The 23,695-nt window shown below is 55.0% G+C and carries 21 protein-coding genes; 6 read left to right on the top strand and 15 right to left on the bottom strand.

Translation table 11 applies throughout. From position 1 onward, the window contains the following. The first annotated feature begins 4 nt into the window (after positions 1-4). The 4 genes from F4555_RS04525 to F4555_RS04510 are packed head-to-tail and all read left to right on the top strand — an operon-like array spanning position 5 to position 5,029. Complete coding sequence (locus F4555_RS04525) at positions 5-328, top strand: hypothetical protein (protein ID WP_004017952.1); 324 nt, start codon at positions 5-7, stop codon at positions 326-328. Next, positions 325-2,757: a DEAD/DEAH box helicase gene (locus F4555_RS04520; RefSeq protein ID WP_004012360.1), complete on the top strand. Its 2,433-nt coding sequence runs from the start codon at positions 325-327 to the stop codon at positions 2,755-2,757. Before F4555_RS04525 ends, F4555_RS04520 begins: the two co-directional genes overlap by 4 nt. Next, complete coding sequence (gene lnt, locus F4555_RS04515; RefSeq protein ID WP_036342265.1) at positions 2,745-4,298, top strand: apolipoprotein N-acyltransferase; 1,554 nt, start codon at positions 2,745-2,747, stop codon at positions 4,296-4,298. Before F4555_RS04520 ends, lnt begins: the two co-directional genes overlap by 13 nt. After that, on the top strand, positions 4,295-5,029 hold the full coding sequence (locus F4555_RS04510; protein WP_004012362.1) for a polyprenol monophosphomannose synthase: 735 nt from the start codon (positions 4,295-4,297) through the stop codon (positions 5,027-5,029). Before lnt ends, F4555_RS04510 begins: the two co-directional genes overlap by 4 nt. Before the next feature lie 48 nt (positions 5,030-5,077). Here F4555_RS04510 and F4555_RS04505 read toward each other — a convergent pair whose 3' ends face one another. The 4 genes from F4555_RS04505 to F4555_RS04490 form a co-directional block, all read right to left on the bottom strand. Further along, positions 5,078-5,419 carry an RNA polymerase-binding protein RbpA gene (locus F4555_RS04505; protein WP_004012363.1) on the bottom strand — a complete coding sequence of 114 codons (342 nt, stop codon included), beginning with the start codon at positions 5,417-5,419 and terminating at the stop codon, positions 5,078-5,080. 226 nt (positions 5,420-5,645) lie between these two features. Then, positions 5,646-6,224: a MerR family transcriptional regulator gene (locus tag F4555_RS04500; RefSeq protein WP_004012364.1), complete on the bottom strand. Its 579-nt coding sequence runs from the start codon at positions 6,222-6,224 to the stop codon at positions 5,646-5,648. A gap of 112 nt (positions 6,225-6,336) precedes the next feature. Next, positions 6,337-7,008 (bottom strand): transcriptional regulator FtsR, encoded by a 672-nt coding sequence (gene ftsR, locus F4555_RS04495; RefSeq protein ID WP_004015020.1) that lies wholly within the window; start codon positions 7,006-7,008, stop codon positions 6,337-6,339. Between the two features lie 77 nt (positions 7,009-7,085). After that, positions 7,086-7,523, bottom strand: coding sequence for an FHA domain-containing protein (locus F4555_RS04490; protein ID WP_004012367.1), 438 nt, complete (start codon positions 7,521-7,523; stop codon positions 7,086-7,088). 164 nt (positions 7,524-7,687) lie between these two features. Between F4555_RS04490 and F4555_RS04485 the strand changes: the two genes are divergently transcribed. Both F4555_RS04485 and F4555_RS04480 read left to right on the top strand, forming a co-directional pair. Beyond that, positions 7,688-12,862 (top strand): DUF3320 domain-containing protein, encoded by a 5,175-nt coding sequence (locus F4555_RS04485; protein WP_115326038.1) that lies wholly within the window; start codon positions 7,688-7,690, stop codon positions 12,860-12,862. A gap of 22 nt (positions 12,863-12,884) precedes the next feature. Next, positions 12,885-13,724 carry a DsbA family protein gene (locus F4555_RS04480; RefSeq protein WP_004012370.1) on the top strand — a complete coding sequence of 280 codons (840 nt, stop codon included), beginning with the start codon at positions 12,885-12,887 and terminating at the stop codon, positions 13,722-13,724. Between the two features lie 24 nt (positions 13,725-13,748). On the opposite strand, the gene rpe is transcribed toward F4555_RS04480, so the two are convergent. The 11 genes from rpe to pyrF form a co-directional block, all read right to left on the bottom strand. After that, positions 13,749-14,405, bottom strand: coding sequence for a ribulose-phosphate 3-epimerase (gene rpe, locus F4555_RS04475; protein WP_004012371.1), 657 nt, complete (start codon positions 14,403-14,405; stop codon positions 13,749-13,751). Next, complete coding sequence (locus F4555_RS11425; RefSeq protein WP_004012372.1) at positions 14,395-15,852, bottom strand: RsmB/NOP family class I SAM-dependent RNA methyltransferase; 1,458 nt, start codon at positions 15,850-15,852, stop codon at positions 14,395-14,397. Before F4555_RS11425 ends, rpe begins: the two co-directional genes overlap by 11 nt. Positions 15,853-15,855: 3 nt before the next feature. Beyond that, a complete protein-coding gene (gene fmt, locus F4555_RS04465) occupies positions 15,856-16,857 on the bottom strand; it encodes a methionyl-tRNA formyltransferase (RefSeq protein ID WP_004012373.1) in 1,002 nt (333 codons plus the stop codon). 37 nt (positions 16,858-16,894) lie between these two features. After that, a complete protein-coding gene (locus F4555_RS04460) occupies positions 16,895-18,964 on the bottom strand; it encodes a primosomal protein N' family DNA-binding protein (RefSeq protein WP_004012374.1) in 2,070 nt (689 codons plus the stop codon). Between the two features lie 113 nt (positions 18,965-19,077). Then, the gene (gene metK / locus F4555_RS04455; protein WP_004012375.1) at positions 19,078-20,268 is read right to left on the bottom strand and encodes a methionine adenosyltransferase; all 1,191 of its coding nucleotides are present in this window, start codon (positions 20,266-20,268) and stop codon (positions 19,078-19,080) included. Positions 20,269-20,283: 15 nt separating this feature from the next. Next, positions 20,284-20,940, bottom strand: coding sequence for a phosphopantothenoylcysteine decarboxylase domain-containing protein (locus F4555_RS04450; protein WP_004012376.1), 657 nt, complete (start codon positions 20,938-20,940; stop codon positions 20,284-20,286). Further along, entirely contained in the window at positions 20,940-21,509 is a 570-nt protein-coding gene (locus F4555_RS04445) for a flavoprotein (RefSeq protein ID WP_103759040.1), read from the bottom strand. Before F4555_RS04445 ends, F4555_RS04450 begins: the two co-directional genes overlap by 1 nt. Beyond that, positions 21,493-21,795: a DNA-directed RNA polymerase subunit omega gene (rpoZ, locus tag F4555_RS04440; protein WP_004012378.1), complete on the bottom strand. Its 303-nt coding sequence runs from the start codon at positions 21,793-21,795 to the stop codon at positions 21,493-21,495. The genes F4555_RS04445 and rpoZ overlap by 17 nt, the downstream gene beginning before the upstream one ends. A 41-nt stretch (positions 21,796-21,836) precedes the next feature. After that, a complete protein-coding gene (gene gmk / locus F4555_RS04435; protein WP_004012379.1) occupies positions 21,837-22,415 on the bottom strand; it encodes a guanylate kinase in 579 nt (192 codons plus the stop codon). Further along, positions 22,415-22,726, bottom strand: a complete 312-nt coding sequence (gene mihF, locus F4555_RS04430) for an integration host factor, actinobacterial type (RefSeq protein ID WP_004012380.1) — start codon at positions 22,724-22,726, stop codon at positions 22,415-22,417. Before mihF ends, gmk begins: the two co-directional genes overlap by 1 nt. Positions 22,727-22,790: 64 nt before the next feature. Next, the gene (gene pyrF / locus F4555_RS04425) at positions 22,791-23,690 is read right to left on the bottom strand and encodes an orotidine-5'-phosphate decarboxylase (RefSeq protein ID WP_115326039.1); all 900 of its coding nucleotides are present in this window, start codon (positions 23,688-23,690) and stop codon (positions 22,791-22,793) included. Positions 23,691-23,695 lie beyond the last annotated feature (5 nt).

The following is a 23,695-nucleotide window of genomic DNA, read 5'->3' as shown; positions in this document are numbered from 1 at the left end:
AACCATGACCTGGCTTGGAATTGTGTGGCTTTTTCTGGGGATTTATGCCCTGGCCATGCTGGTTTTTACCCTGGTATGGTTATTCTTCAAGGTGCGCGGGGCATACCGAGCTCTACGCTGCATTGAGCTGCCAGAATCAGACGTGGTGCCGCCAGACACGCAGGTCGTGTTTCACGCTCCAGGCCCCACCGGCGACCCCGAAACCCTGAGTAGCGCCCGGGTTCGCCACCAAGAAATCAAGCAACAGCGCCGCGTCAATAAACAGCGTCGCCTACGCCGCGCTCAGGAACGCTGGGCCAGTCACGGGTTGGTGGGCGCACCCCGATGAGTCCCAAACGTAAACGCCGGCCTCAACAAAGCAAACGCGTCGCCCCACCCCAGCTGGATCCACAAACCCCCGCCGGGAAATACCGGGCTTTCAAAGCGCGGCAAATCTCGGCTCAGCTTGATGAATTCCAGGCCATGTTCGACTTCCCCTTTGATGATTTCCAGATTGCGGGGTGCCAGGTCTTGGATGGGGGCGCTGATGTGTTGGTGACCGCCCCGACTTCGGCTGGGAAAACTATCGTGGGGCTTTACGGGATTTTCTTGGCTTTACGCCAGGGCAAACGCTTGTTCTATACCACCCCAATCAAGGCGCTTTCCAACCAAAAATTCCTGGAATTGCAACAGATTTTCGGCTCTGACTCGGTGGGGTTGTTGACCGGGGACACGGTGGTAAACGGGGAGGCCGACATTATCGTGATGACCACCGAAGTCTTGCGTAACATGATTTACGCCAAAGCGGATTTATCCGCCCTGGGTTTCGTGGTTATGGACGAGGTTCACTATCTTTCCGACCAGTTTCGCGGCCCAGTGTGGGAAGAAATCATAATTCACCTAGACCCAGCGGTGCGCCTGGTGTATCTCTCTGCCACGGTCTCTAACTCGCGTCAATTTGCCGACTGGCTCGAAACCTTGCGCGGACCAACCAAGGTAGTGTCGACCTCCACCCGCCCGGTTCCCCTGGAACACTTCATGGTGAATCACGATGCCGAGATTTTCCCCCTGTTTGAAAACCAGAAAACCAGGGGAAACTTGAATCGAGCTTTACTGGCCGAAGCCGCGCAGCTCCTCATGAAACGGCGCGGGCGCTTCCCTCGCCGGCAGCGCGCCAACCGCGTCGAGATAGCACGACGCCTGCAGCGTGAAGGTTTACTGCCAGCCATACAGTTTATTTTTTCCCGGGCGGGCTGTGACGCGGCCGCCACCGAGGTGCAGCGTTCCGGGCTGCGTCTGACTAGCGAGGCAGAGGCTGAAATAATCCGGCGGCGCGTTGAAACCACTCTGGCGGGTTTCAACCCCGAGGATCTGTCGGCCAGCAACATCTATGCTTGGGAGGAAAATCTGGCAGCCGGGATTGCCTCGCACCACGCGGGGTTGTTGCCCATCCAAAAACAGTTGGTAGAAAACCTGTTTGCTGACGGCCTGGTTCGCTTGGTCTTTGCCACCGAAACCCTGGCTTTGGGGATTAACATGCCGGCGCGCACGGTGGTGCTAGAGGCTTTAAACAAGTTCAACGGATCGGAACGGGCGAATCTGACGGCGGGGGAATACACTCAGCTGACCGGAAGGGCGGGGCGACGCGGGATTGACACCTTTGGATATGCGCTGACTGTTTTGGATGCCAGGAATCCCCCGCAAGTCTTGGCGAGTCTGGCGGCGGGTCAGAGCTTCCCGCTGCATTCCGCTTTCGCTCCCAATTACAATATGGCGGTGAATTTGCTGGTCAGAACCAGTTTTGATGGGGCTCAACGCACCGTCGAAAAATCCTTCGCCCAGTTCGAAGCCTTGGGTTCATCGCGCAAACTCTTAAAGAATCTTAACAGCTTTGAAGCTCAAGCCCGCGAGCAGCGCGAGGCTGCCACCTGCCATGAAGGCGATATTTTCGAACTGCTCGACTTGATGAAGGCGCTATCAACGGCGGAAAAACAGGCCAAACAGCGTCGCCACAGCGGCGAGAATACCCCGGAAAACCGTGCTAAGGATCGCGAGCTCATTGACCGCACCCGCGAACAGGTTAAAGCCCATCCCTGCTATCGCTGTTCTGACCACGACATCCACCTCAGTCACGCCCGCCAGTATCGCCAGGCAAGCAATCAAGCCGCCCAGTTGCGTCAGCGTATCGAAATGCGCACCAAGAGTTTGTCACGCCAATTGCGTTCGACGGTGGAAGTGTTGCAGGCCTTGGACTATGTTCAAGCGGATTATCGATTGACCCCCAAGGGGGTAATGCTGCAAGGCGTGTACAATGAGCGTGATTTGCTGGTGGTGGAATGTGTGCAACGCGGCCTCTTTACGGATTTGACGGTGTCGGAGTTGGCGGGTGCCCTGGCGGTTTGCATCAGCGAGAATCGCGGCGGGGGGCCGTCACGACTGATTCCGGCCAATGCTTCACTGCGTCTAGCAACGGCGTTGGAAGCCATGGCTCGGCTGAATTTTGATTTGGCACAGTTACAGGAATCGCATCTTTTGGAACCATATCAGCCGCTTGACACCGGCGAAGCTTTGGGTGTGGTGGCCTGGGCACAGGGCAAAACCTTGACGGAATGTCTGGAGCTCGGCGGGGGAGTTGGCGCGGGGGATTTTGTGCGGATGGTGCGTCAGGTTATCGATTTGAGCAATCAGCTGCGCCAGGTGGTAGAGCCGGGTTCATCCCAACGTTTCCAGCAGCTCAATGACACTTTAAGGCGTGGAGTAGTGGCTTGGGATTTCTGATAACTCTAGGCTTGGCTCTGGGCGGGGGGATGCTTGGCGGACTGGCTTTTCCGCATTGGAATCTGTGGTTTTTGCTGTTTCCAGCCTTGATGTGTCTGTTCGGGGCGGTGCGTCGTTGCGCGGATTGGCGCCATCCCTCCTGGGGCCGCCTGGTGATTGGTTCAGTGTGGGGGGTGGTGTTTTTCGCCCTGCACTTGACGTGGCTGACGATTCCGGCTGCTTCACCTCTGCCGTGGGTGGCTTTGAGTGTGTTGCAAGCTCTTTTCATCGGGGGTTTCGCGGTGTTATGGGGGGCGGGCGAGGCTCGGTGGGATCAGCATCCCCGGGTTTTGTGGCCGCTGCGTCTGCTGTGGGGACCGGTGGCGTGGGTCGGGGTGGAACAGTTGCGTTCTCTGGTTCCGTGGGGTGGTTTTCCGTGGTCAAAATTGGGTTTCGCGATGGTGGATTCCCCGCTGATAGCGTGGGCTCCGTGGGGTGGCTCGGTGGCGGTGGGTGCGGTGGTGGTGGCCGTTTCATTAGGTGCCATCGAGTTTTTCCGGCGTGGTAAGGGGATTTTACGCCGCCCTATTTCCGGTATTTTGACTGTAGCGGTGGTGGTTTTCCCTCTGGTGGTGCCCGTGTCTAAGCCCGAGGCCACCGGCCAGTCTTTGCGGGTGGCGATAATTCAAGGTAACACCCCGGGGCGGGCTCCGCTCACCGCCAGCGGGGAGCCTTTCGAAGTGATGAATCTGCATGTCAAAGAGTCTTTGCGACTCCACGATAGTCTTGGCCGTCACAAGCGGGTTGACTTGGTGGTGTGGGGCGAGAATGCGGCGGATGTGGATCCACGGCTGAATGCCGATGCTTCCTGGCAGGTGGACAAGGTAGCCACTGCATTCGGGGGGGCTCCGATGATTTTTGGCACCTTAGGGTTCAAGAATAAAGAAATCAAAAATACCATTGTCTATTGGCAAGATGGACGGGCGCACGGCACTTATTCAAAACAGCATTTGGTACCTTTCGGGGAATACTTGCCGTGGCGCCATCTAGTAAGAACTATAGCACCGAAGTTTTCAGCGTTGGTTCCCCGCGATATTCGTCCGGGAACTGGGGTGGCACATTTACGAATTCATGCTGGGGGAGTGGATACCACTGTGGCCACCCCGATTTGTTTTGAAATTGCTGATGATGGGTTAATGCAGCGTGCCGTATCAGGTGCCAGTTTTATTATTATTCCCACTTCGAATATGCTTTTTGGGGATTCAGACCAAGCTGACCAACAGCTGGCTATCGCCCGGTTCCGTGCGATAGAATACGGGCTGGATTTGGTTCAGGCTTCCACTATGGACTCTACTGCGAGGGTTAATGCTAAAGGTGAAATCTTAGGGAAAGTTATCCCCACTTTCCACGCGGGATCTTTTGTTACCGCAGTGCCACTGCGTCATGGGTTCACCCCAGCGGCGGCTTATGGTTCAATGATTTCTCTAATGGCTTTGGCTGTGTTTGCCGGAATGTCTTTATTTATTATAATTAACACTGTTAAAGAAAGCTGGAACAAATGATTGAAAAAACAATTATAGCAATTCCTACTTACAATGAAGCTGAAAACCTAAGTGATATTACTCACGAAGTGTTAGCACAGGCTCCTAGCGTGGATATTCTGATTGTCGACGATAATTCTCCCGATGGAACGGGGCGTTTGGCCGAGGAACTGGGCACCAAGGATTCCCGCATCCATGTCTTGCATCGCCAAGAAAAGTCGGGATTGGGACCGGCATATCTGGCGGCTTTTGCTTGGGCCAGTGAGCACGGCTATACCTGGGTGGGCGAGTTCGATGCCGATGGATCGCACCGCCCCCAGGATTTGCCGCGTTTACTGGCTATGGCGCGGGGTACCACCCGGCCAGACTTGGTGATTGGGTCGCGCTGGATCCGTGGGGGCGGTACCCGGGGGTGGTCCAAAAAGCGTGAAATACTCAGCCGCGCGGGCAATTTTTATGTTAATATAATTCTCGGTTTGCGGGTCCACGATGCCACCGCCGGTTTCAGAATCTATCGCGTCGACTTCCTGAATCGCCTGTTGGGAGCCGTAAATATCGAGTCCAGAGGCTACGGTTTCCAAATCGAGATGACCTGGCGCACGCGGCGCGCGGCCGGGCAAATCAAAGAAGTGCCAATCATCTTTGTGGAACGGCGCGCCGGAACCTCTAAAATGTCGGGTTCAATCATCCAAGAGGCGTTCGTGAAAGTCTTACGTTGGCGCGTAAGCGAGTTACTTCATCGGGGTTCATGAGGTGCGTGCCTAAAATCCAGGCCACACCCCAGTTCCACCCAGTTATTTTCAGTGGCGGCGACCCGATCGATATGCCTCGAGGCGTTCCCCCAGCAACACATCAAGTTCCTCGATGGAGCGTCGATCCCGCAGCTGTTCCCAGTGGGTTTTCTGGGGTTTTATGGTTTTTTCTTCGGCAAAGTCTTCAGCTCCGACTCGCAGGGCTTTTTGGGAACATTGCGGGCAGTCCCACACATCGGGAACCTTGGCGTCAATAGCGAAGGTCACATCAAAGGTGTGGCCAGCGGGACAAGTGTAGTCAACGGTTTGTCGTTCAACGAAAACGACGCCTTCCTCGGATTCCAAAGATGTGAAGCCCATGTGGGTACCACGAAGTGCGCGATCAGCCATTTATTTTCCTCTCTAAAACGGGGCAACTCATTATAACCCAATCGCCAGGATTGCAGCTTTTTGCGGGGTCGCGATGGGGTTCCCAGACAGGCGAAGGGTTCAAAACTAGGTCGATTCCCAGTCGGCGCCAATCCGATAAGATACATTATGTCATTTTAGAATACACCAAAACCTCCACACGCACCTCATGAACCGGAAACGAGTCGAGCCCTACCCCGTCACGAAACTAACTGGCGTGACGAGCCGCCCGTCGACGCGCCAATTCGTCGATAACCTCGGGATTATTGGCATCGTGCAGGTTCTCGGTGGGCAGCTCGGCCAAAGTGCCTTCAATCTCGCGCCACACGCGACCCACAGCAATCCCAAAAACGCCCTGGCCACCTTGCATCAAATCGATAACCTCGTCCGCCGAGGTACAGGCATAGACCGAAGCCCCGTCGCTCATCAAAGTAATCGAAGCCAAGTCATCGACACCCATACTGCTCAAAGTAGCCACCGCCACTCGAATCTGTTGCAGGGAAACCCCCGTATCCAACAGGCGTTTCACCACTTTCAGCAACAGAATATCGCGGAAAGAGTACAGACGCTGCGAGCCAGATCCCCTCGCATTGCGTACCGTGGGTTCCACCAGCCCGGTACGCGCCCAATAGTCGAGCTGCCGATAGGTAATCCCGGCGGCTTTGGACGCAATTGGCCCGCGGTATCCTGTTTCTTCGTCAAGAACAGGAAGAACCTCGCCAAAAAGCATTGGCTGTTTAATTTGCGGGACACGTCCCTGATAGCTGTCTGCCACTTCCGGCTCCATTCAAACGCTGGTCGAAACTTCAGTATCTTTAGATTAAGGCTCAAAGAGTCAATAGTCAATGAGCGACGCGCCCAAACCTTACACTTCAAGTTAAAGTTTAAGGTTTTGAGCGTCAAGAAATCTCTTCAACCCCTTGCATAGTCAGAGCCTCTATCAACGAAGCCAGGATAGTCGCCAAATCATGGGCATCCTGGCGTGCCCGATCCTTGGACACTGCGGTGTTTTTAGCGCGAGCCGGTCCCACCACTTTGTCAATCAAATCCACCGCACTGTTCGCCGCCGACTTGGCGGAACGCAAATTCCGGGGTTCAATACCCACTGCTTCCAACTGCATCACCGCGCGCACCACCGCCACGGCTCGCACCGAAAACCGCCCCGACAAATCCGGAGCAATCAACTTAGCGGCTACCATTTTCTCCAAAGTCTCCGAGCTGACCGAAGTATAGTCCATAATTTGGCGCACCGTGACCCGCTTCGTTTTTGGCACCGCCACTTCCCCATCGCTGACCACCATTCGTGCGATGGGTTCAAGAGGAACCGGCTCCTCGCCACAATCAAGTAAAGCCAGGTTTTGACCAATTTTAGCCAAAGGTAAATAACTGTCGCGTTGCTGGCGCAGGGCATAGCGAATCCGCTCCACGTCAGCTAGGGAATAGGCGCGGTATCCATTATTGGCGCAACGCGCCGGACACACAATCCCGTGGGTTTCCAACAGTCGCAATTTCGACTGGGTGACCGAGGGGAATTCCGATGCCACCAGCTCAATCACCTGTCTGATGGGCATAGAAGGAGTACTGTCTACCTCAAAGGGCCAACAATTCGGGGATTCACCGTCAAATTTTCGGGCAGTGTTAGACGAATTCACTGTGCCACCGCTGGATAGTAGGCCAAACGGAACTTCCCGATTTGGACTTCCTCGCCCGCCGCCAACAGGTGCGATTCCACCCGAATACGGTCGACGTAAGTCCCATTCAAAGACCCAATGTCGCGCACCAGGTATCCCCCGTCGCCGCGTAAAAACTCACAGTGTTTGCGCGACACGGTTACATCGTCCAAGAAAATATCTGAACGTGGGTGACGTCCGGCGGTAATCCGGTCGGTGTCCAATAAAAATCGGGCACCAGCCGAAGGACCGCGTTGCACAATCAGCAGAGCTGATCCGGCGGGAAGCGAAGCCACCGCTTGTTCATCAGCGGCGGAGAGTACACGCTTACCCGATACATCCTCTGTGCCTTCTAGCCTTCCTATCGCGCCGAAAACGGCGGTTTCGTCCGGTGCTGGTATGCCTGCGTCAGTCATAATCGTCTCCTCTGCTCGACCCTACTAGACTATGTTAGTGGCTAGCGTGAAAAAAAGTTAACCATTTTGTTATATTCCTGTTATATTCCAGTTTAGCTTTCGTCCCCGCGCCAGAATGGCTTAAAATAAACGGGAGCCTAAAAAACTAGTCGAGGAAGCATGCCGTGTCAAAACCTGTGAATGCCGCCGGGGATGCCTGGATTACTTCGCTGTATTCCGCTCAAATCGGCCTGTTTCCCCTGTCTGCCCCCGCCGGCAGCTTGAGTTTCAATTTCAGCGAGGATAGCTTATCTGCTACCAGCCATAAGCTGCGTCAAGGTGCGCGCTTCGAGCTGTATCCAGTTCCCGCCAGCAGTGTATCCGAAACCCTAGCCACTCCGCCCGCCGTTCCCCTGGACATGCCAAATCACTGGCGGTGGTTGGTTGAGAATCTTGACGAAAACACCCAGCTACAGGCAGCTCTGGGGCTGGTACTGCCAGCATCGGGCAAGTGGTGTCTACCGATTTTCACTGCCGTCCTGCAAGCCACCCCGGCCACTCCCCCAGGTTTTCTCCAGTTGGAAACTGGAGCCAGGCTGCAGCTAAACACCACGGTAGTCAAGATTTTGTCCCAAAAATATGGGGTTTCCTCGCGATGGGTCAAGGCTGGTAAAACCGCATCAGGACTGAATCTAGACATCTTATGGCGCGGTTTGCTTCACGAGCTCCGCAATTCACCCCGGGCCGCTGGTTTGCAATTAATCGCGGGGGGTCGCGTGGGTCTGACTCGACGTGGATTTCATGAGGTGCTTGGGGATTTACGCAAAAACCTTGGCGTCTATCTCGGCTCACCCCTCGTGAAACAGTATGCCACCCCCAGTAAAACGCAAGATTACCCACCCAACAGATACCCCAACCTAGATATTTCCAAGCTGCTTTATACCCCGCTGAAAGCCGACCATAACCAGCTGCGGGTACCGGCAGCCTTCGGACACCAAGAGAGTCTGATTCTGGTTGGAGAGCCAGCCACCGGCAAAACTACGGCGGTAGTAAACGCCCTGTCGCAGGGCATTGTGGAACAACGCACCGCCTTGGTGATAGGAAACCCAAATGCATTAAACCGACTCAAAACACGGATGCAACGAGCCGATTTGGGGCATTTATTCCTTACTTTAGAATCACACGATTTTAACGAGTCGGCACGCGCAGCGCTTAAAGCAGCATGGGACAAACCGGTGAATGCGGATTCGGATTATTTACAGTCCTGCCGCCAATCCCTGGTGGCGCTCGCCGCTGACCTTGATATTTACGCCGCGACGGTGCATGAACCCGGACCGAATCAGCTCTCGACTTGGGATGCTTACGCCGCCACCTTGGTTACCGCAGCGAATCTGAATGCACAGGAACTCGACTTAGCCTCAGAACTGGCTCAATCCCCATTGTTTCCCTACCAGCCTCAACAGCGCATCCGTGCCGCGCGATACAGTCGAGAGCTGGCCGATTTGGATAAGGAATCAGTGGGGGGACTGGCCGCAAATCCCTGGTCTTTGTTGGGGCCAGGCTACCAGGTCGATAAAGCCACCTTGTCCCAAGCCGTCAATGCTTTAGAAGCCGCAATTACCCACGCGCACCCGGCGGTGCTCGAAATCATGTCGGCCTGCACCAGCATAGAGACTTGGCCATTGTTTGCACGATGGCTTGACCTGCTGGAAATCGGCTACGGTCGAGAGCCCGTGGAACTCACCAACGGGGAACGCATAGAAATTACGCAAAGTATCCGGGCACTTAAGGCTCGCTATCGGGAACTGATTCAAAATGCGAAGCCGCTGCTCGAGATGGCGCGCGAGGCTTATTCTCAACAGCTAGACAAGCGCTTATTGGTCGATGCGCGCCACGCGCAGTCCTCTAGCGGCTTCACTCGCGGATCGCGACTCAAAGCGGTGCTAAAGGAACTCCAGCCCTATCTTTCGGCTCCTTTGCCGGCCGCAAAGGTAGTGGAAACTCTCGAGGAAATGGCAAAAATTCGGCGGCAAAGTGAAGAGCTAAGTGCCTTGATTGTATCCAATCCTTTGTTGGGTCTGGATGAAATCGATGCCTTAGCCACCGGGGCTCACGAGCTGTTTTTGCGCCACGCCGACACGATTTTAACTTCCATAGAACTGGCTGCCCAGCTGCAAACTCGAATTCCGGACTTAATTTCCCTGAAAGACATTGCCCAAGAGGGTGGCAACCTGGGGAAACAGGTGCGTGCCATTGCCGGATCTTTCGCTGGAATCCTGGATATTTTGCGCACCCAACCCCGCCAATTGCAACACTGGGCCGAAGCAATGCCTCCATTGGCAAAATACCTACAGGTACGCAAAATCTGGTCGGCTTCCTTAACGCCCGAAGATTCCACTTTGGACAGCATGGCTGCCTTTCGCCGCCTCGAACCCAGGCTTAAAGAAATTGGGCTGGAAACACTTTCACAATGGGTGGAACAAGGCAGGCTCAGTGGTAAGGGCATTTCTGAAGTTTTACACCACGCTTTGAGTCTCACCGCCCTAGAGGAACGCAACCATGCCCTGCAGCTGCAGTCTTTTTCGGCCGCCGAACATAACGCCCAAGCAGAACGACTGGCCGCTACCGCCGCTGAAACCCGACGAGAAATCACCAATGCGATACAGGCCGCTGCCGCTGACTTTACCCATCGCCTGGACAAAAATCAGCTGCGAGCCTTCGGGGCACGCCTGCGTGAAGAAGACTTCTCGATTTCCACCGCACTACGCCAGGATTTACCTCTGGTATTGGCGCGAACCCCGATTCTGGGGTTGACTCCCCAACAGGCCGCACAATATCTGGTACCGGGAAAATCTCGCTTCGATGCCCTCGTGGTGCTGGATTGCGAAAGCCTCCCAGCCGGGGCAGTAGTCAAGGCTTTGAGCTGTGTTGAACAAGTTCTGTTTGTAGCTAACAGCCTCGCGACCTTAACTTTTGGCGGTCAAAAAGAAGCGCCTTCGGTGTACACAGCGGCACGCCAAGCCGGTTTCCCGCAGCTACGCTTCCACCTGCGTTACGGTTCGAAGCTGTCCCCCGTAGTGCCTCTGGTAAATAAAGAATTGGGTGCCACGGGGCAAGGCTGGCCGGTGGCGTGGCGCCCGGAATCAGCTACCATCTTGACCTTGGAAAATCCGGAGGCTGCGGAATTTGCGCCACATCTAGCCGGGGAGGCTCCGGGGTGGACGGGACAAAATCCCAGCCTCCAGTGGTTTGAAAAAGCCGGAAATTTCTTAATTAACCTGGCGCTAAGAAACAAAAACTCCCGGCTACTGGCCGTAACCTTCACGGCTGATATGGCGGCGGGAATCCGCTGGTATCTGGGTGCCACTCTCCGGGAACACGGCTTGAAACTGCCCGCGTTGCGAGTGGCTCATCTAGGTGATTTTCCTGCCGGAGAAATCCCGGCGCTGGTGTTTTTCCTCGGTTCTGATGCCTCCCCCCAGCCCTCACCTGCCAGTTGCCGTGAAGACCTCACCGCCGCGTTTACAAGGCTGATGCAAAGTGTCAGTCAACGCCTATGGCTGGTAGAAGACAGCAATCTTGACCGAGGCGCTCTGCCCGATTTCTTGCGAGATTTCCTCGAAGAAATCGAGTTACCCCACAGTCCCCACGAATTCGTCAGTGAATCGAATTTTGTGGTGGAACACCTTAAGAAACTGCTGGGACAGGCTGGATTGGAAGTCAGCGGACCGCTCGGAAATCCACCGCTAAGCGTTGATTTAGCGGTTCGAGGCAGTGCCGAGGCACCCTGGATGGGAATCATCCTTGATAATCCCGAGTGGTGTGGCCTGAGTCACACCATCGACCGCGAGGTAAATCTGGAAGATTACCTGGTACAAGACTGTGGCTTCGCCCAAATAGAACATATCTACCTCGATCAGCTAATCAATGATGAAGACGAAGTCACTCGACGTATTGTGTCTCTCTCCCTTGACTTGGCTTTCCCCGGGGATGTCACCGAAGGTGCAGTTGCCAGTGAAGACCGCTATTCTTCCCCGGCTCGGATAGTTGCGGCTCTCTCCCAACGCATGGATTCCTGGGAGGCACCTCATGACCCCGAAACCATCTGGAGTCTGCCCCCCAACCTGCCGGCTCCAGCCACCCTGGCGACCACTGTAGCAGCCACCGCTACCCCCGACTCCGAATTACCCGAGGTAACTCATTCCACGTCGATAACGCCATCCACCCCGGAGTTAACGATTGATATCAACGCAGTCGCCACGAGCCAATCCCCAGATTCCAACACCGAATTGCCCCCAGAACTTCGGATTGCCGACAATATTATCAACGCCCTTCACGAGGCGCCATCCGCAGATGCGGCTTTATACATGTTCCCAGCTCTCGCGCATCCCGGAACTTTGCCCAAACAGATAACCGACGGGGAAATTGCCCTGGGCAAAGGATTAAACACGCATTCCCCAGCACCAATTGTCTTTGATATCCCCCAAAGTGCTTTCACCCACTTGACGCGCGAGCAAGCCGAGGAGGCTCCACTGCCTCAACCCACACTCTCAGAGCGTCTCGGCGACAGTGAAGGAGCATGGATTGCTAATCTGACTGCGCCCGAGGAAACCGGCAAAATTTCCAAACCCGGATTGGGGGTGTTCGCGCCACTCTATGTACCGACAAATGACTCCCCCGGGATAGCATCGAGAGTATCCGGGATGTCAGGCACCACCCCGGATACTCATTTTGATGCCACCACCATTATCACCGAGGCAGACCCCGAATTCGTACCGTTGCCAGACCACGGTGAAACCACGATTAAACCATTTGTACCTCGGGGTAAACCCCAACACGACCTGGGGGAAAAACAGGTTCTAGACGAACTTGACGAACCCGATAATGCAGCCGTTGTGAAGAAAGCCTTGGAAAAAATCCTTTATACCGAAGGCCCAATTGGCACCGCTAGACTGGCGAAACTGGTGGCGGATGCCTTTGGAATGCAACGTTTACACCCGAAGCGACGCGATAAGATTCTCGCCTTGTTATCGCCCGAAGCTGTAGTGCAAACCACGAATTTTGGCGAGTTCGTTTGGCCACCAGGAACCGGCAAAGACCGCTTTAAGGTATTTCGTACCGGCTCTATTTACGGGCAACGCAATCTGACCGATATTTGCGACGAAGAGTTTAACAACGCTCTGACCTGGGTTATTGCCACGCAAGAGCCCCTGGAAGAGGACGCTAGCGAGGCAGTGGCACGCGTCTTAGACTTGACCCCGGCACGCACCGCCATCCGATTGCGGATGTCTTTGGGGCTAGCGCAACTGGACAGCGAAGGGCGCTTGGAAAGAAAGGGCGGCCGTCTTCGTCTACAATAGTGGAGACGTTTTAAGGAGCAGCATGGGAAAAACATCCAATAAGAAAATCGTAGTATCCAATCCGAACAACGCCGGTCACGCCCGCACGGTGATGATTATAGTTATCGTCGCCCTGGTTTTGGCGTTGGCACTGGCCGCAGTGGTTATCGTCACCAAGAAACGTGCCGTGGTGTCACAGCCCGACGGCACCATTGCCAATACGGCATCGCTGACGGGATATGCTGAACCCACCGAGTACTCCCAAGGCAAGGGTTTGTGGTTTAAACATGGCAAGCTGCTTTCCGACGAAGAGATTGCCTCGGAGGCAGCCAAAGGCACCAAAGTCTTAGAGTACTATTTCGATTACACCTGTAACATCTGCAATGATGTGGACGAGAAGCTGAATCAAGGCAAGCAACTCGAGGATTTGGCCGAGGACGGCAAGGCTCTGTTGGTGTTACGCCCCACCTTGACTCATAATGCTCCTTTTGCGCATGTGGCCAATAATCTGATTTACTGGGTGGCTAAAAACCAACCGGAAAAGACGTGGAAGTTGTCAAAGGCGTTGACACACTATGCCATGAATACCTATAAAACTGCTGATTTCCAGAACAATAAGAACAATTCCAAATGGATTAACGAAGCCACGAACCCTGAACCCGTGGTTAAACGAATTGCCGAGGAAAATGGAATTGATTATTCTCAGGTGCCTGCGGCATCCCCGGAATCGGGGCAGATATCTATCGATATCTATGCAAAACAGCGCATGGCTAAGCTTGGCGAAAACAGCGCGGGGACACCGCTGTACATTGCCAATGGCAAGATTTTGAAACTCGGTGGAGTGAAACTAAGCGATAAATTGTTGGAAAACGCGACCCTGTAGAGCAAATCCAACCGTTGGGGTACCCTAGCGTACCCCAACGGCAATTTCGCGCAGTTTCGCGATAGCCCTAGCAGGTTCGCGTTTAAACACGAAAGAACCAGCGACGATGACATTCGCCCCTGCTTCAACCACCTTGGCGATATTCTTGTCGCTGATACCGCCATCTACCTCGATATCGGTGCTCAGCCGGGCTTCCTCTATCATCTTGCGTAACCGCTTAATTTTGGGGTAGACCTCGGGGATGAAACCCTGCCCCCCGAATCCCGGTTCCACGCTCATCAACAGCACCTGGTCGAAACGTGGCAAAATATCCGCTAAGACGCTAACCGGGGTGGCCGGGTTCAAAGCTATCCCCGGTTTAGCGCCCAGTTCACGGATAGCTTCGGCGGTGCGCAGCGGTGCCTTCGCCGCTTCGAAGTGGAAACTTACGATAGAACACCCGGCTTTGGCATATTCCGGAGCCCACCGGTCGGGATTGTCAATCATCAGGTGTGCATCCACTGGTAAGGTAGTGGATTTCACCACTGCCTGTGCCGTAGGTAACCCCCAAGTCAAATTTGGCACAAAGTGGTTGTCCATAATATCTAAATGCACCCCATCGGCACTGTCAATAGCATTAAGCTGATTGGCAAAATGCATCTGGTCACAGTTCAAAACAGAGGGGTAAATTTTAATTTTCATCAGTTTCTTTCTTTCGTAGTAGGGCTAAAAACATGGCATCCGTGTGATCTCTGTCGGGCCAAAGCTGCAGGTAAGGCCCCGATCCAAAATCATGATTGGCGTCGAGCGCCACCTGCTTCGCTATCTCTACGGCATCGAGCACTTCCAAATCATCACGCTTTTGTAACACCGAGTTCACCAGGGCGCGGGTTTCGGCCAAATGCGGGGAACACGTCGCATACGCCACTACCCCACCGGCTTTGGCAGCCTCGATTCCCGAAATCAGTAAATCGGCCTGCAAAGGCGATAATTCGCTGAAATCTGCCGGGTTTTTGCGCCACCTAGCTTCGGGACGTCGCCGCAGAGCCCCCAGCCCGGAACACGGCGCATCCACCAGCACCCGGTCGGCCTTGCCGGGATGCCGGGATCCGAATTCACGCCCATCCCCACGGATAACCGTGACATTACCCGCCAAGGCTTTGACCGAATCACGCACCAACTCGACTCGGTGTTCCGCGATTTCATTGGCCACCACTGCCACGTCCTTCGGCTTAGCCAAAGCCGCCAACAAAGCGGTTTTCCCGCCCGGACCGGCACATAAATCCACCCAGGTGCGCTCTACTCCAGGCACTTCTACCGCCGTCAACACCTCAACCAGGAATTGGGAACCCTCGTCCTCTACCCCAGCATAGCCCCTCGTGACCAGGCGTAACCGACGCGGATCACCACCCGAAAGCACCACCGCGTGCGGCGAGAGCCGTCCCAAACGGGTGTCCACATCAAGATAGGTTTCCGCTGCTGTCGCCAATTCGTCGGCTGTGCACAAGCTCGGGCGGGCGCAAAGAGCCACATAAGGCGGTGTGTTTTGAGCGTTTAGCAGTCCCGGCAGTTCCTCTGCCGCTCGCCCGGCCGCCACCAGGGAATCGCGCAACGCCCAAATCATCCATTCGGGATAAGAAAACGCCACGGCCAAGGCTTTTTCCTCACTCAGGTTTTCGGTAATAATGTCCAGCCATTCCGACAGCGATTTTTCCGACACCCGACGCAAAACTGCATTGACCATCCCCGCCGGCCCGGTGCTGATTCGGTCGCGCGCCAAGTCCACCGCCGAATCCACAGCCGCGTAGCTTTCAACTCGCATCCCCAGCAACTCGTGACACCCCAAGCGCAACACCGTAAGCACATCCGCGTCGAGTTCCCCCAAATCTCGGTCTACCAGCCGTGCGATAATCGCGTCGTAGCGTCCCTGTAAACGTAGGGTACCATAGGCCAATTCCGTGGCGAAAGCAGCGTCGCGCCGGTTCAAATGGTGGCGTTCAATCTCGTTGGGCAATACCAGATTGGCAAAAGCATCGTCTTGTGCCACGCGATGCAAAGTCCAAAATGCGGTGTCTCGAGGCTGGTCACGACGCGTTTTAGCGCGATACTGATATCCAGTGTGGGGGTTGCGAAAGGATCGCTGGTTCACGCTTCATCTCCGTTCGGGTTGGGGGTTTACCGGTTTGGTGGTGTCGGCTTCATGAGGTGCCACCCCTAAATCAAAGTTCATTCCGAATTCCAAGCGTGCCCCGCGTGCCCAGTCAACGGCTGGCATATGTTTCTTACCCGCCGGCGCTATAGTACCTAGACATACCGGAGTGGAACCGGTTCCGACCCAAACCCCTTGTCGGGTAGGAAAGATTTGTCCAGGAGCCAGTTCCATAGCCTGTCGCGGGAACTCCGCTCCACTGGCCAGTACCCCGATTTTAAACCGTAAACCACTCAAGATGGTCCACGCCCCCGGGTTGGGGGTAAAGCCGCGAATATGCGCAGAGATGGCCTCGGAATTTTGAGTCCAGTCAATCTGTCCTTCCGCAACACTCAGTTGCGGGGCATAGCTGATTCCGATTTGTGCCTGGGGATCTGGGGGGGTGCCAGCCACGATTTTATCCAAAGAAATCTCGAGGGGGCTAATGGCTAGTTCGGATAGGTCTTCCAGTACTTCCCCCGCCGAGGCGTTGGGGGGAATATTGTAGCGAAGCTTGGCGTAGATGGAACCGGTATCTAGGGTTGGCTCCAAGTTGAACACGGTTACACCTGTTTCGGTGTCGCCCGCTTGCACGGCACGTTGTACCGGGGCAGCTCCGCGCCATCGTGGCAGCAGAGAAAAATGGAGGTTAATCCATCCGTAACGCGGAATCTTCAGGATTTCGAGAGGTAGGATTGCCCCGTAGGCCACCACTACCCCCAAATCTGGGGATAAGTTCCGCAAGATGGTGGCAATAGTGGAATCATTCTTCAGACTGCGGGGCTGATACAGGGGCAGATGGTGTTCTTGGGCATACTGAGCCACGGCAGAGGCTTGCAGTTTCCGCCCCCGTCCCCGGGGCGCGTCAGGACGAGACAGCACCCCCACTACTTCGTGGGAAGAATCCACTAAATATTCCAAAGTCGGCAGAGCGGGAGCTGGGGAGCCCGCAAAAATAATTCGCATAGAACCAGTCTAATGTCCCCAAGCACTATTTGGGGATTTAGACGATTTGTCCCCCGGGATCAGCGGGGTCGACTTCTATGGACAGGCCGCCTTTATCGGTAGCTATCCCGAATCTCGCCCCCAAAACCCGCAAGGCTTTGCCCAGTTGTGTGCCCTCCCTTAAAGGCGCCGACACGAAAGCCGCTTCTATTCCCGGGCGTGTCGCCGAGGGCACCGGGCCAAGAATCAGCGGCTGATCCAAGGATTGGTGCAAGTAGTCCAGCGCCTCGCCCAACTGCGGGGCTTGCAACAAAACCGTACGCCAAGCCGGGGCAAAATGCCCGATTTGGCGCTCGCGCAAATCAGCCGCCGCCGCCTGCCATGGATCCCAACGAATCAGACTCTGTTCCCACAAGGTTCCCAGGGGCTCCGTGACGAACACGGTTTTCCCGGGGGCAACCAGTGCCGCCACATTCAAAAACCGACGCATCACCTCTTGGCTAGTCCACAGCGCAGTGCGCGAAGCCAACATGTGTGCCCGTAAAATCAAGGCTGCTTGATAGCCGCCTTCGGCCTCGGGTTCTCCCCCGTGGCCGGCCACAACCAGACGCGACTCGCTGCCTATCCGGGTCAGGTGGCCGTCACCGGGTTTCGACACCAAGATTGATACCTCTGGGAACATTCGACCAATATCTTCCACCAAGGTACGCGACTGTAAAAGCCTCCCCCGCACCTTAGCACTGCCACAACGTGAGCAGGTAAAGCCCCCCACAACCAGTCCGCAACGCGAACACATCAGTTGGGAAGCCTGGAAACGCAATGGCCCACTGCAGTGCGGGCAAGACGCGTTTTCCCCACAATTCACGCAACTCACCACGGAGTACTTTCCATCCGGTGGTACCGAAATCAATACCGGACCGCTGTCCAGCGCCCGGCGCGCCACCCGTAAAGCTCGGGATGGCAACAGCATCTGGGCGGTGGGTCCCTCAGTCATTTGCGATTCCCAGTCCAAGAAATAAAATCGTGAGGTGTTCTCACGTAAGGTTTCCCGATTCGGAGCCAGCTTACGGGCAAAACCGCGCTCCACCAGCTGTAAGTCCCCGGCGCTCACCGAGTAATGCGCCAAAACCAGAGCCATATCCGTTTGCGTCACCCGCTGCAACAGTACTTGGCGAGCCGAAAAATTCGGGAACATGTCGGAGCTTAAAGACAGGGCGGTGTCATCCCAGCAATAGCACAATCCCGGTCGAGCCAGCGGCAAAAACACGCCTCCACGGGTAGAGACAATCACAGCGGCGTGGCCGAAACGCGCTTTCAGAAAGGCTTCATAGGCGGCAGCGGGAGGAATCTGAGAGGTATAAAGCACAACTTGTTGTTCGGCTTGGTCAAAGAAATGACGCAAGAACAAGTATGCTTCTGCAGCCTCGGCCGCAGAGGGGAAAACTAATAGAGATTGTCGTCCAGATTGCCACATTGTACTGGCCAGTTCAGCCACCGATAAAAAACGCGCCGACAAGCCACTATCCGCAAGTTTTTCGGGCAAAACTCCATTCACACAGCCGGTTATCTGGGGCAAGGCCGCCACCACGGCACGCGGACTTTCGCCCGCCCTGATTTCCGCCAGAAACTGGTTGCCCCCACCATAGCCATCCCAGGAGCTGCCCGCCATTCCCGGCCAAGGCGCGAAAGCGGCTAAATCCAAAGGGGACGTGTCAAACTTGGCTTCAATCTTGACGCGGCGTGTCGGCAGCACATAGCGCAGTAACGCCGCCGGTCCCACCCCGTAGTGCAACGACACGGATTCCAATAATTCCAAAGTCGCACCGTCGAGCAGCGGCCAAGGAGTGAGTACCCGGCGTATCTCTGACAAGGGTTTCATCCATTCGGTTTGATCCTTGCGCGCAGTGATAACCCCCAAGTATTCTTTGCCACCAACCTTTACCTTTACCAAGCATCCCACTTGGGCTGTTTCCGAAAGTTTGCGGGGCACTAAAAAATCCAAGGGCTGGGAAAGTTGGGGGGTAAAAGTATTAATCAACACGGCCGCAACCGGATTCACCACCCCCTCGAGTGCGACTCGGCGCGAACCGGGGGTTTCCAGTCCTGTCAACGGCAGCATAGCATCCATATGTGTAATTTAAACCCACCCCGCCCCCTAAAATTTTGCTTACTAAACCGGGTGGCTCCTCATGCACCCGAAGGGCACGGAGAGCCACCCACGAAAAGGTAACCGCGCAAAAACTACTTCAAGAAACCCTGCAGCTGCTCCACCCGGTCGGTCTTTTCCCACGTAAACTCCTCGCGACCAAAATGCCCATAATTAGTGGTAAAACGGAAAATTGGACGCACCAAATCCAAGTCGCGAATAATAGCGGCGGGACGCAAATCAAAGACCGCGTTTATAGCCTCCTCGAGCCGATCATCCGCCACCACCCCGGTGCCGAAAGTCTCTACCGAAAGCGACACGGGATGCGCCCGTCCAATCGCGTAGGAAATCTGAATCTCGCAGCGTTTTGCCAACCCGGCCGCCACGATATTTTTGGCAATCCAGCGCAAAGCATAGGATGCCGAACGATCCACCTTAGAGGGATCCTTGCCTGAAAAAGCTCCGCCACCGTGACGCGCCATCCCCCCGTAGGTATCCACAATCAACTTGCGTCCCGTCAAGCCGGAATCCGCTGCCGGACCGCCAACCACGAAGTTTCCCGAAGGATTAACCAGAATCTCGACCCCGGAAGTATCAACATCCACCCCCAGGTTGTCAAACACCGGTTTGATAACCTCCGCTTCGACCATGGCTCGCAGCTCGGCTTGGGTGCGGTCGGGATTATGCTGGGTCGAAACCACCACCGTGGACAAAGCTCGGGGTACATTACCTTCGTAGACAACGCTGACCTGGGTTTTCCCGTCGGGACGTAGTCCGGACACTATGCCTTCCTTGCGTACCTTCGCCAAGCGCGCCGCGAGTTTATGTGCCACCCAAATCGGCATGGGCATCAAATCGGGGGTCTCATCACTGGCATAGCCGAACATGAGCCCCTGGTCGCCTGCACCTTGTGCTTCGAGAGGGTCAACTGTCTGCCCGTCTCGCGTTTCCAGCGAATGGGACACCCCAGCGGAAATATCGGGAGACTGCTGGTCGAGGGACACCATCACCCCGCAGCTGCGTCCGTCAAAACCGATATCAGAGGAAGTATAGCCAATTTGCGAGATTTCGTGACGAACAATATGTGGGATTTCCACGTAGGCCTCGGTAGTGACCTCGCCCATCACATGTACCAATCCGGTGGTGATAAAGGTTTCCACCGCAACGCGCGCCTTCGGGTCTTGTTCCAAAATGGCATCCAGGATGGAGTCAGAGATACGGTCGCAAACCTTGTCGGGATGGCCTTCAGTTACAGATTCAGAGGTGAAAATTCGGGTTTTACTCATAGCTCCCCAGTCTAGTCAGTTTTGGCTGATTTTGTCTGCTAGCTGTAGCAGATACTGTCCCACCGCAAATTTGGTGCCGCTTGTCACCGCGATTTCTTGGCCGTCACGGTCGAAAAAAAACAGCGTGTTGGTGGGGGTGGCGAAGCCTTTACCAGCACCTACTTGGTTAACGGCCAGCAGGTCGGCTTGTTTGTGTCTAGCTTTCGCCGCACCTTTGGCTCGGACTTCCGCTTCCGTGCCGGTGAGCGCGCCGAATCCGATAATTACTTGTCCGGGTCGGCGCTCCGCCAGGAGGTGTTGCAAAATGTCGGGGGTGCGTTCGAGTTCCAGAGTGGGTATCTGGTTGTCGTGTCGTGAAAGTTTTCCCGCCACAGGTTTGGGGCGGAAGTCAGCTACGGCGGCACACATGATTATTACGTCGGCATGAGGCGCCATTTCTTGCATGACTTCGAGCATTTCCACAGCTGTCTCGACTGATTTCACCGTTACGTCCGGGGGCAGCAATGCCGCTTCCACATTGGCTGCAACCAGGGTAACCTCGAATCCAGCCTGGACGGCGGCACGCGCAATCTCACAGCCTTGACGCCCCGTAGACCGGTTACCCAGGAAACGGACTTCATCCCAGGGTTCCCGAGTCCCCCCGGCGGAAACCAGTACTTTAGTAAAGGTCACTATGCCCCCTGGGGTTGCCAATCAAGGGCAGATTGTACTGTAGAGACAATGATTTCGGGTTCGCTGAGTCGTCCGATACCGGTGGTGTCGTCCGCTAGTCTTCCAGAAACCGGCCCGATGAAGTGCCAGCCGCGTTCCCGCAAAATCGAGACATTATCCTGGGTGGCAGAATTGTCCCACATGGTGGGGTGCATCGCCGGAGCAATGAAGCACGGACAATCGACAGTCAAAGCGGCGAGAGTCAGGAAAACATCACCCAAACCAAGGCGGAATCGAGCAATTAAATCAGCACTGGCAGCCACCACGATGAAGGCCTCGGCGCGGTTGGCGATTTCGACATGCGAAATTGCGGCGGCATTATCGAAAGTATCGACATGCACCGGGTGCCCCGATAAGGATTCCCAGGTAGCAGCCCCTACAAAACGGAGCGAATCCGGGGTGGGACACACCCACACGTCGATACCCAACTTAGTTAAAAGTCGCAAAACTTCAACGGCTTTATAAGCGGAAACCGAGGCTCCCACCCCCAGAACTACCGTGTGGAGGGCAGCGTTATGATTCACCGTCATCGAGGTCAGAATGCTGGGTAGGGGTGCCCTCTTGCAATTTCATATCCAGCATCCCTTGGGAAATCTCGTGCATCGCGATGGACAGGGCTTTTTCGTGAGGGGTATGATCCACCAAAGGCCCAATCGTATCCAACAGTCCGGCTTCAAGCTGCTGGTTGTATGCGTTTATTTGCCTGGCTCTAGCAGCCGAAAACGCCACTAAGGCGTACTTCGAGTCAACGTGTTCCAGGAGTTCATCAATAGGTGGATTGGTGATTCCTTCTGGTTTAGCCACAGTTCCCGTCATTAAAATCCTCTTCTTTCATTGCATCCTCAAGGCATCTTATTCTACGCCAGTCCCATGGATTTAGCCAAGGCAGACACGGCATCAGCTAGGTTATCGTTGACAATCAGCTCGTCGAACTCGTTTTGTGCAGCCAATTCAACCCGTGCTGTTTCCAAGCGACGGTGTTGTTCCTCTGTGGATTCCGTACCACGTCCAATCAAACGCCGCTTGAGTTCTTCCCAAGAAGGTGGCAGTAAGAAAATTGAATGCGCTTCTGGTCTAACCGCCTTGACCTGACGGAAACCATCTAAATCGATTTCTAACAGCACCGGTAAACCCCGCTCCAAGGCTTCGTCCACCGGCTTGGCTGGGGTTCCATAGAGATTTTGTTGGTGAACTTCAGCCCACTCCAGCATGCCTCCTGAATCTATAAGCCCCTGGAATTCCTCGCGGGAAACAAAAAAATATGATTTGCCCTCCACCTCGCCGGGACGTGGCTGGCGGGTGGTAGCGGAAACCGAAAGATAAAATTGGCTCGGGTAGCGTTCACACAGAGAACCCACTACCGTTCCTTTGCCAACAGCAGTGGGTCCGCAGAGGATGAACAATCGAGCCGCAGCCCTGTTATTCATATCATCCATTATCCAAAACGTTTAATCAGTTCCTCGGTTTGGTTTGGGCCCAAACCACGGATACGTCGTGCGGGCGAAATGCCAATTTCTTCCATGGCTGCAGCTGCGGTTTTGGTCCCCACTCTCGGGAGAGCCTCCAGCAGAGAAACCACCTTCATTTTGGACAGTGCCTCATCTTGACTAGCTGCCGCTAGAATCTGTGAAAGGGTTCTTTTGCGGGTTTTCAAATCTGCCTTGATTTCCGCACGGTGTTTACGCGCAGCGGCCGCTTTCTTTAGAGCCTCTGCTCGTTGTTCAGCGGTAAGTGGAGGAAGTGCCATAAATCATAACTCCTGTGTAAACCGTTTTACGATGGAGGCTACCCCGTGTAGCCTCTGGAATATCCTACACTGAGTTTTGCTTCATAAGTATAAGTTTCAACGCCTCAAGATTATTTTTAAACGAATTTTGGAGGCTGCGCTGGTCAGGTCCAGCACGCAAAATACCCCTCGAGCTGGAAACCACCACCCGATCCACCGATGTCCCAAATAGCTGTGAAATGTCGCTTGACGTGCCCCCTTGGACACCAAAACCAGGCACAAGTATCGGGCCGTTAGAGGTTTCTAGCAGACCTTCGAGACCTTCGAGTCGTTCAGAAACGGTGGCCCCAATAACCATCCCAATATTCCCCAATTTGGCGTGCTCCCCATCAGCCGCGTTCTCTCTGCCTACCCGGGACATAATTCCAGCGGCTACCGTGCAGTCTTCAGGTGAGACAGTTTTGTCTTGGATGATGGCAGACTGCAAGGCAGCGGACTCGGGATTAGAGGTCAATGTTAATACAAAGACTCCTCTACCGTTGTTTTTTGCCATGTCGAAGGCGGGACGCAGGGATTCAAATCCCAAGAAAGGAGATACTGTCATCGCATCGGCTCCCAGCGGCCCATCCCCCAAGTAGGCACGAGCATAAGCGCTCATGGTAGAGCCGATGTCGCCACGTTTCACGTCGATGATACTCAACGCACCCACATCTTTGATGGCTCTCAAGGTAGCTGTTAAAGCCGAGATTCCCGAAGACCCATATTCTTCATAGAGGGCTGACTGGGGTTTAAAAAACCCGCAGGTGTCCCCCAGGGCGTCGATGACTCGCATCGAAAAATCCCACACCCCGGCACCGGTAACCGGCAAGTCCCAGGCTTCTAGCAGTTCTGGATGTGGGTCTATCCCCACGCAAAGCGGCCCGCGAGTGAGGCGCATCTGTTGAAATCGTGTCCCGAAGGTTTGGATTTGAGTGTTTGTAACCATGGGCT

It is taken from the genome of Mobiluncus mulieris (genome assembly GCF_014204735.1).
Lineage (GTDB): Bacteria > Actinomycetota > Actinomycetes > Actinomycetales > Actinomycetaceae > Mobiluncus > Mobiluncus mulieris.
This window is presented reverse-complemented; position numbering and strand designations above follow the sequence as displayed.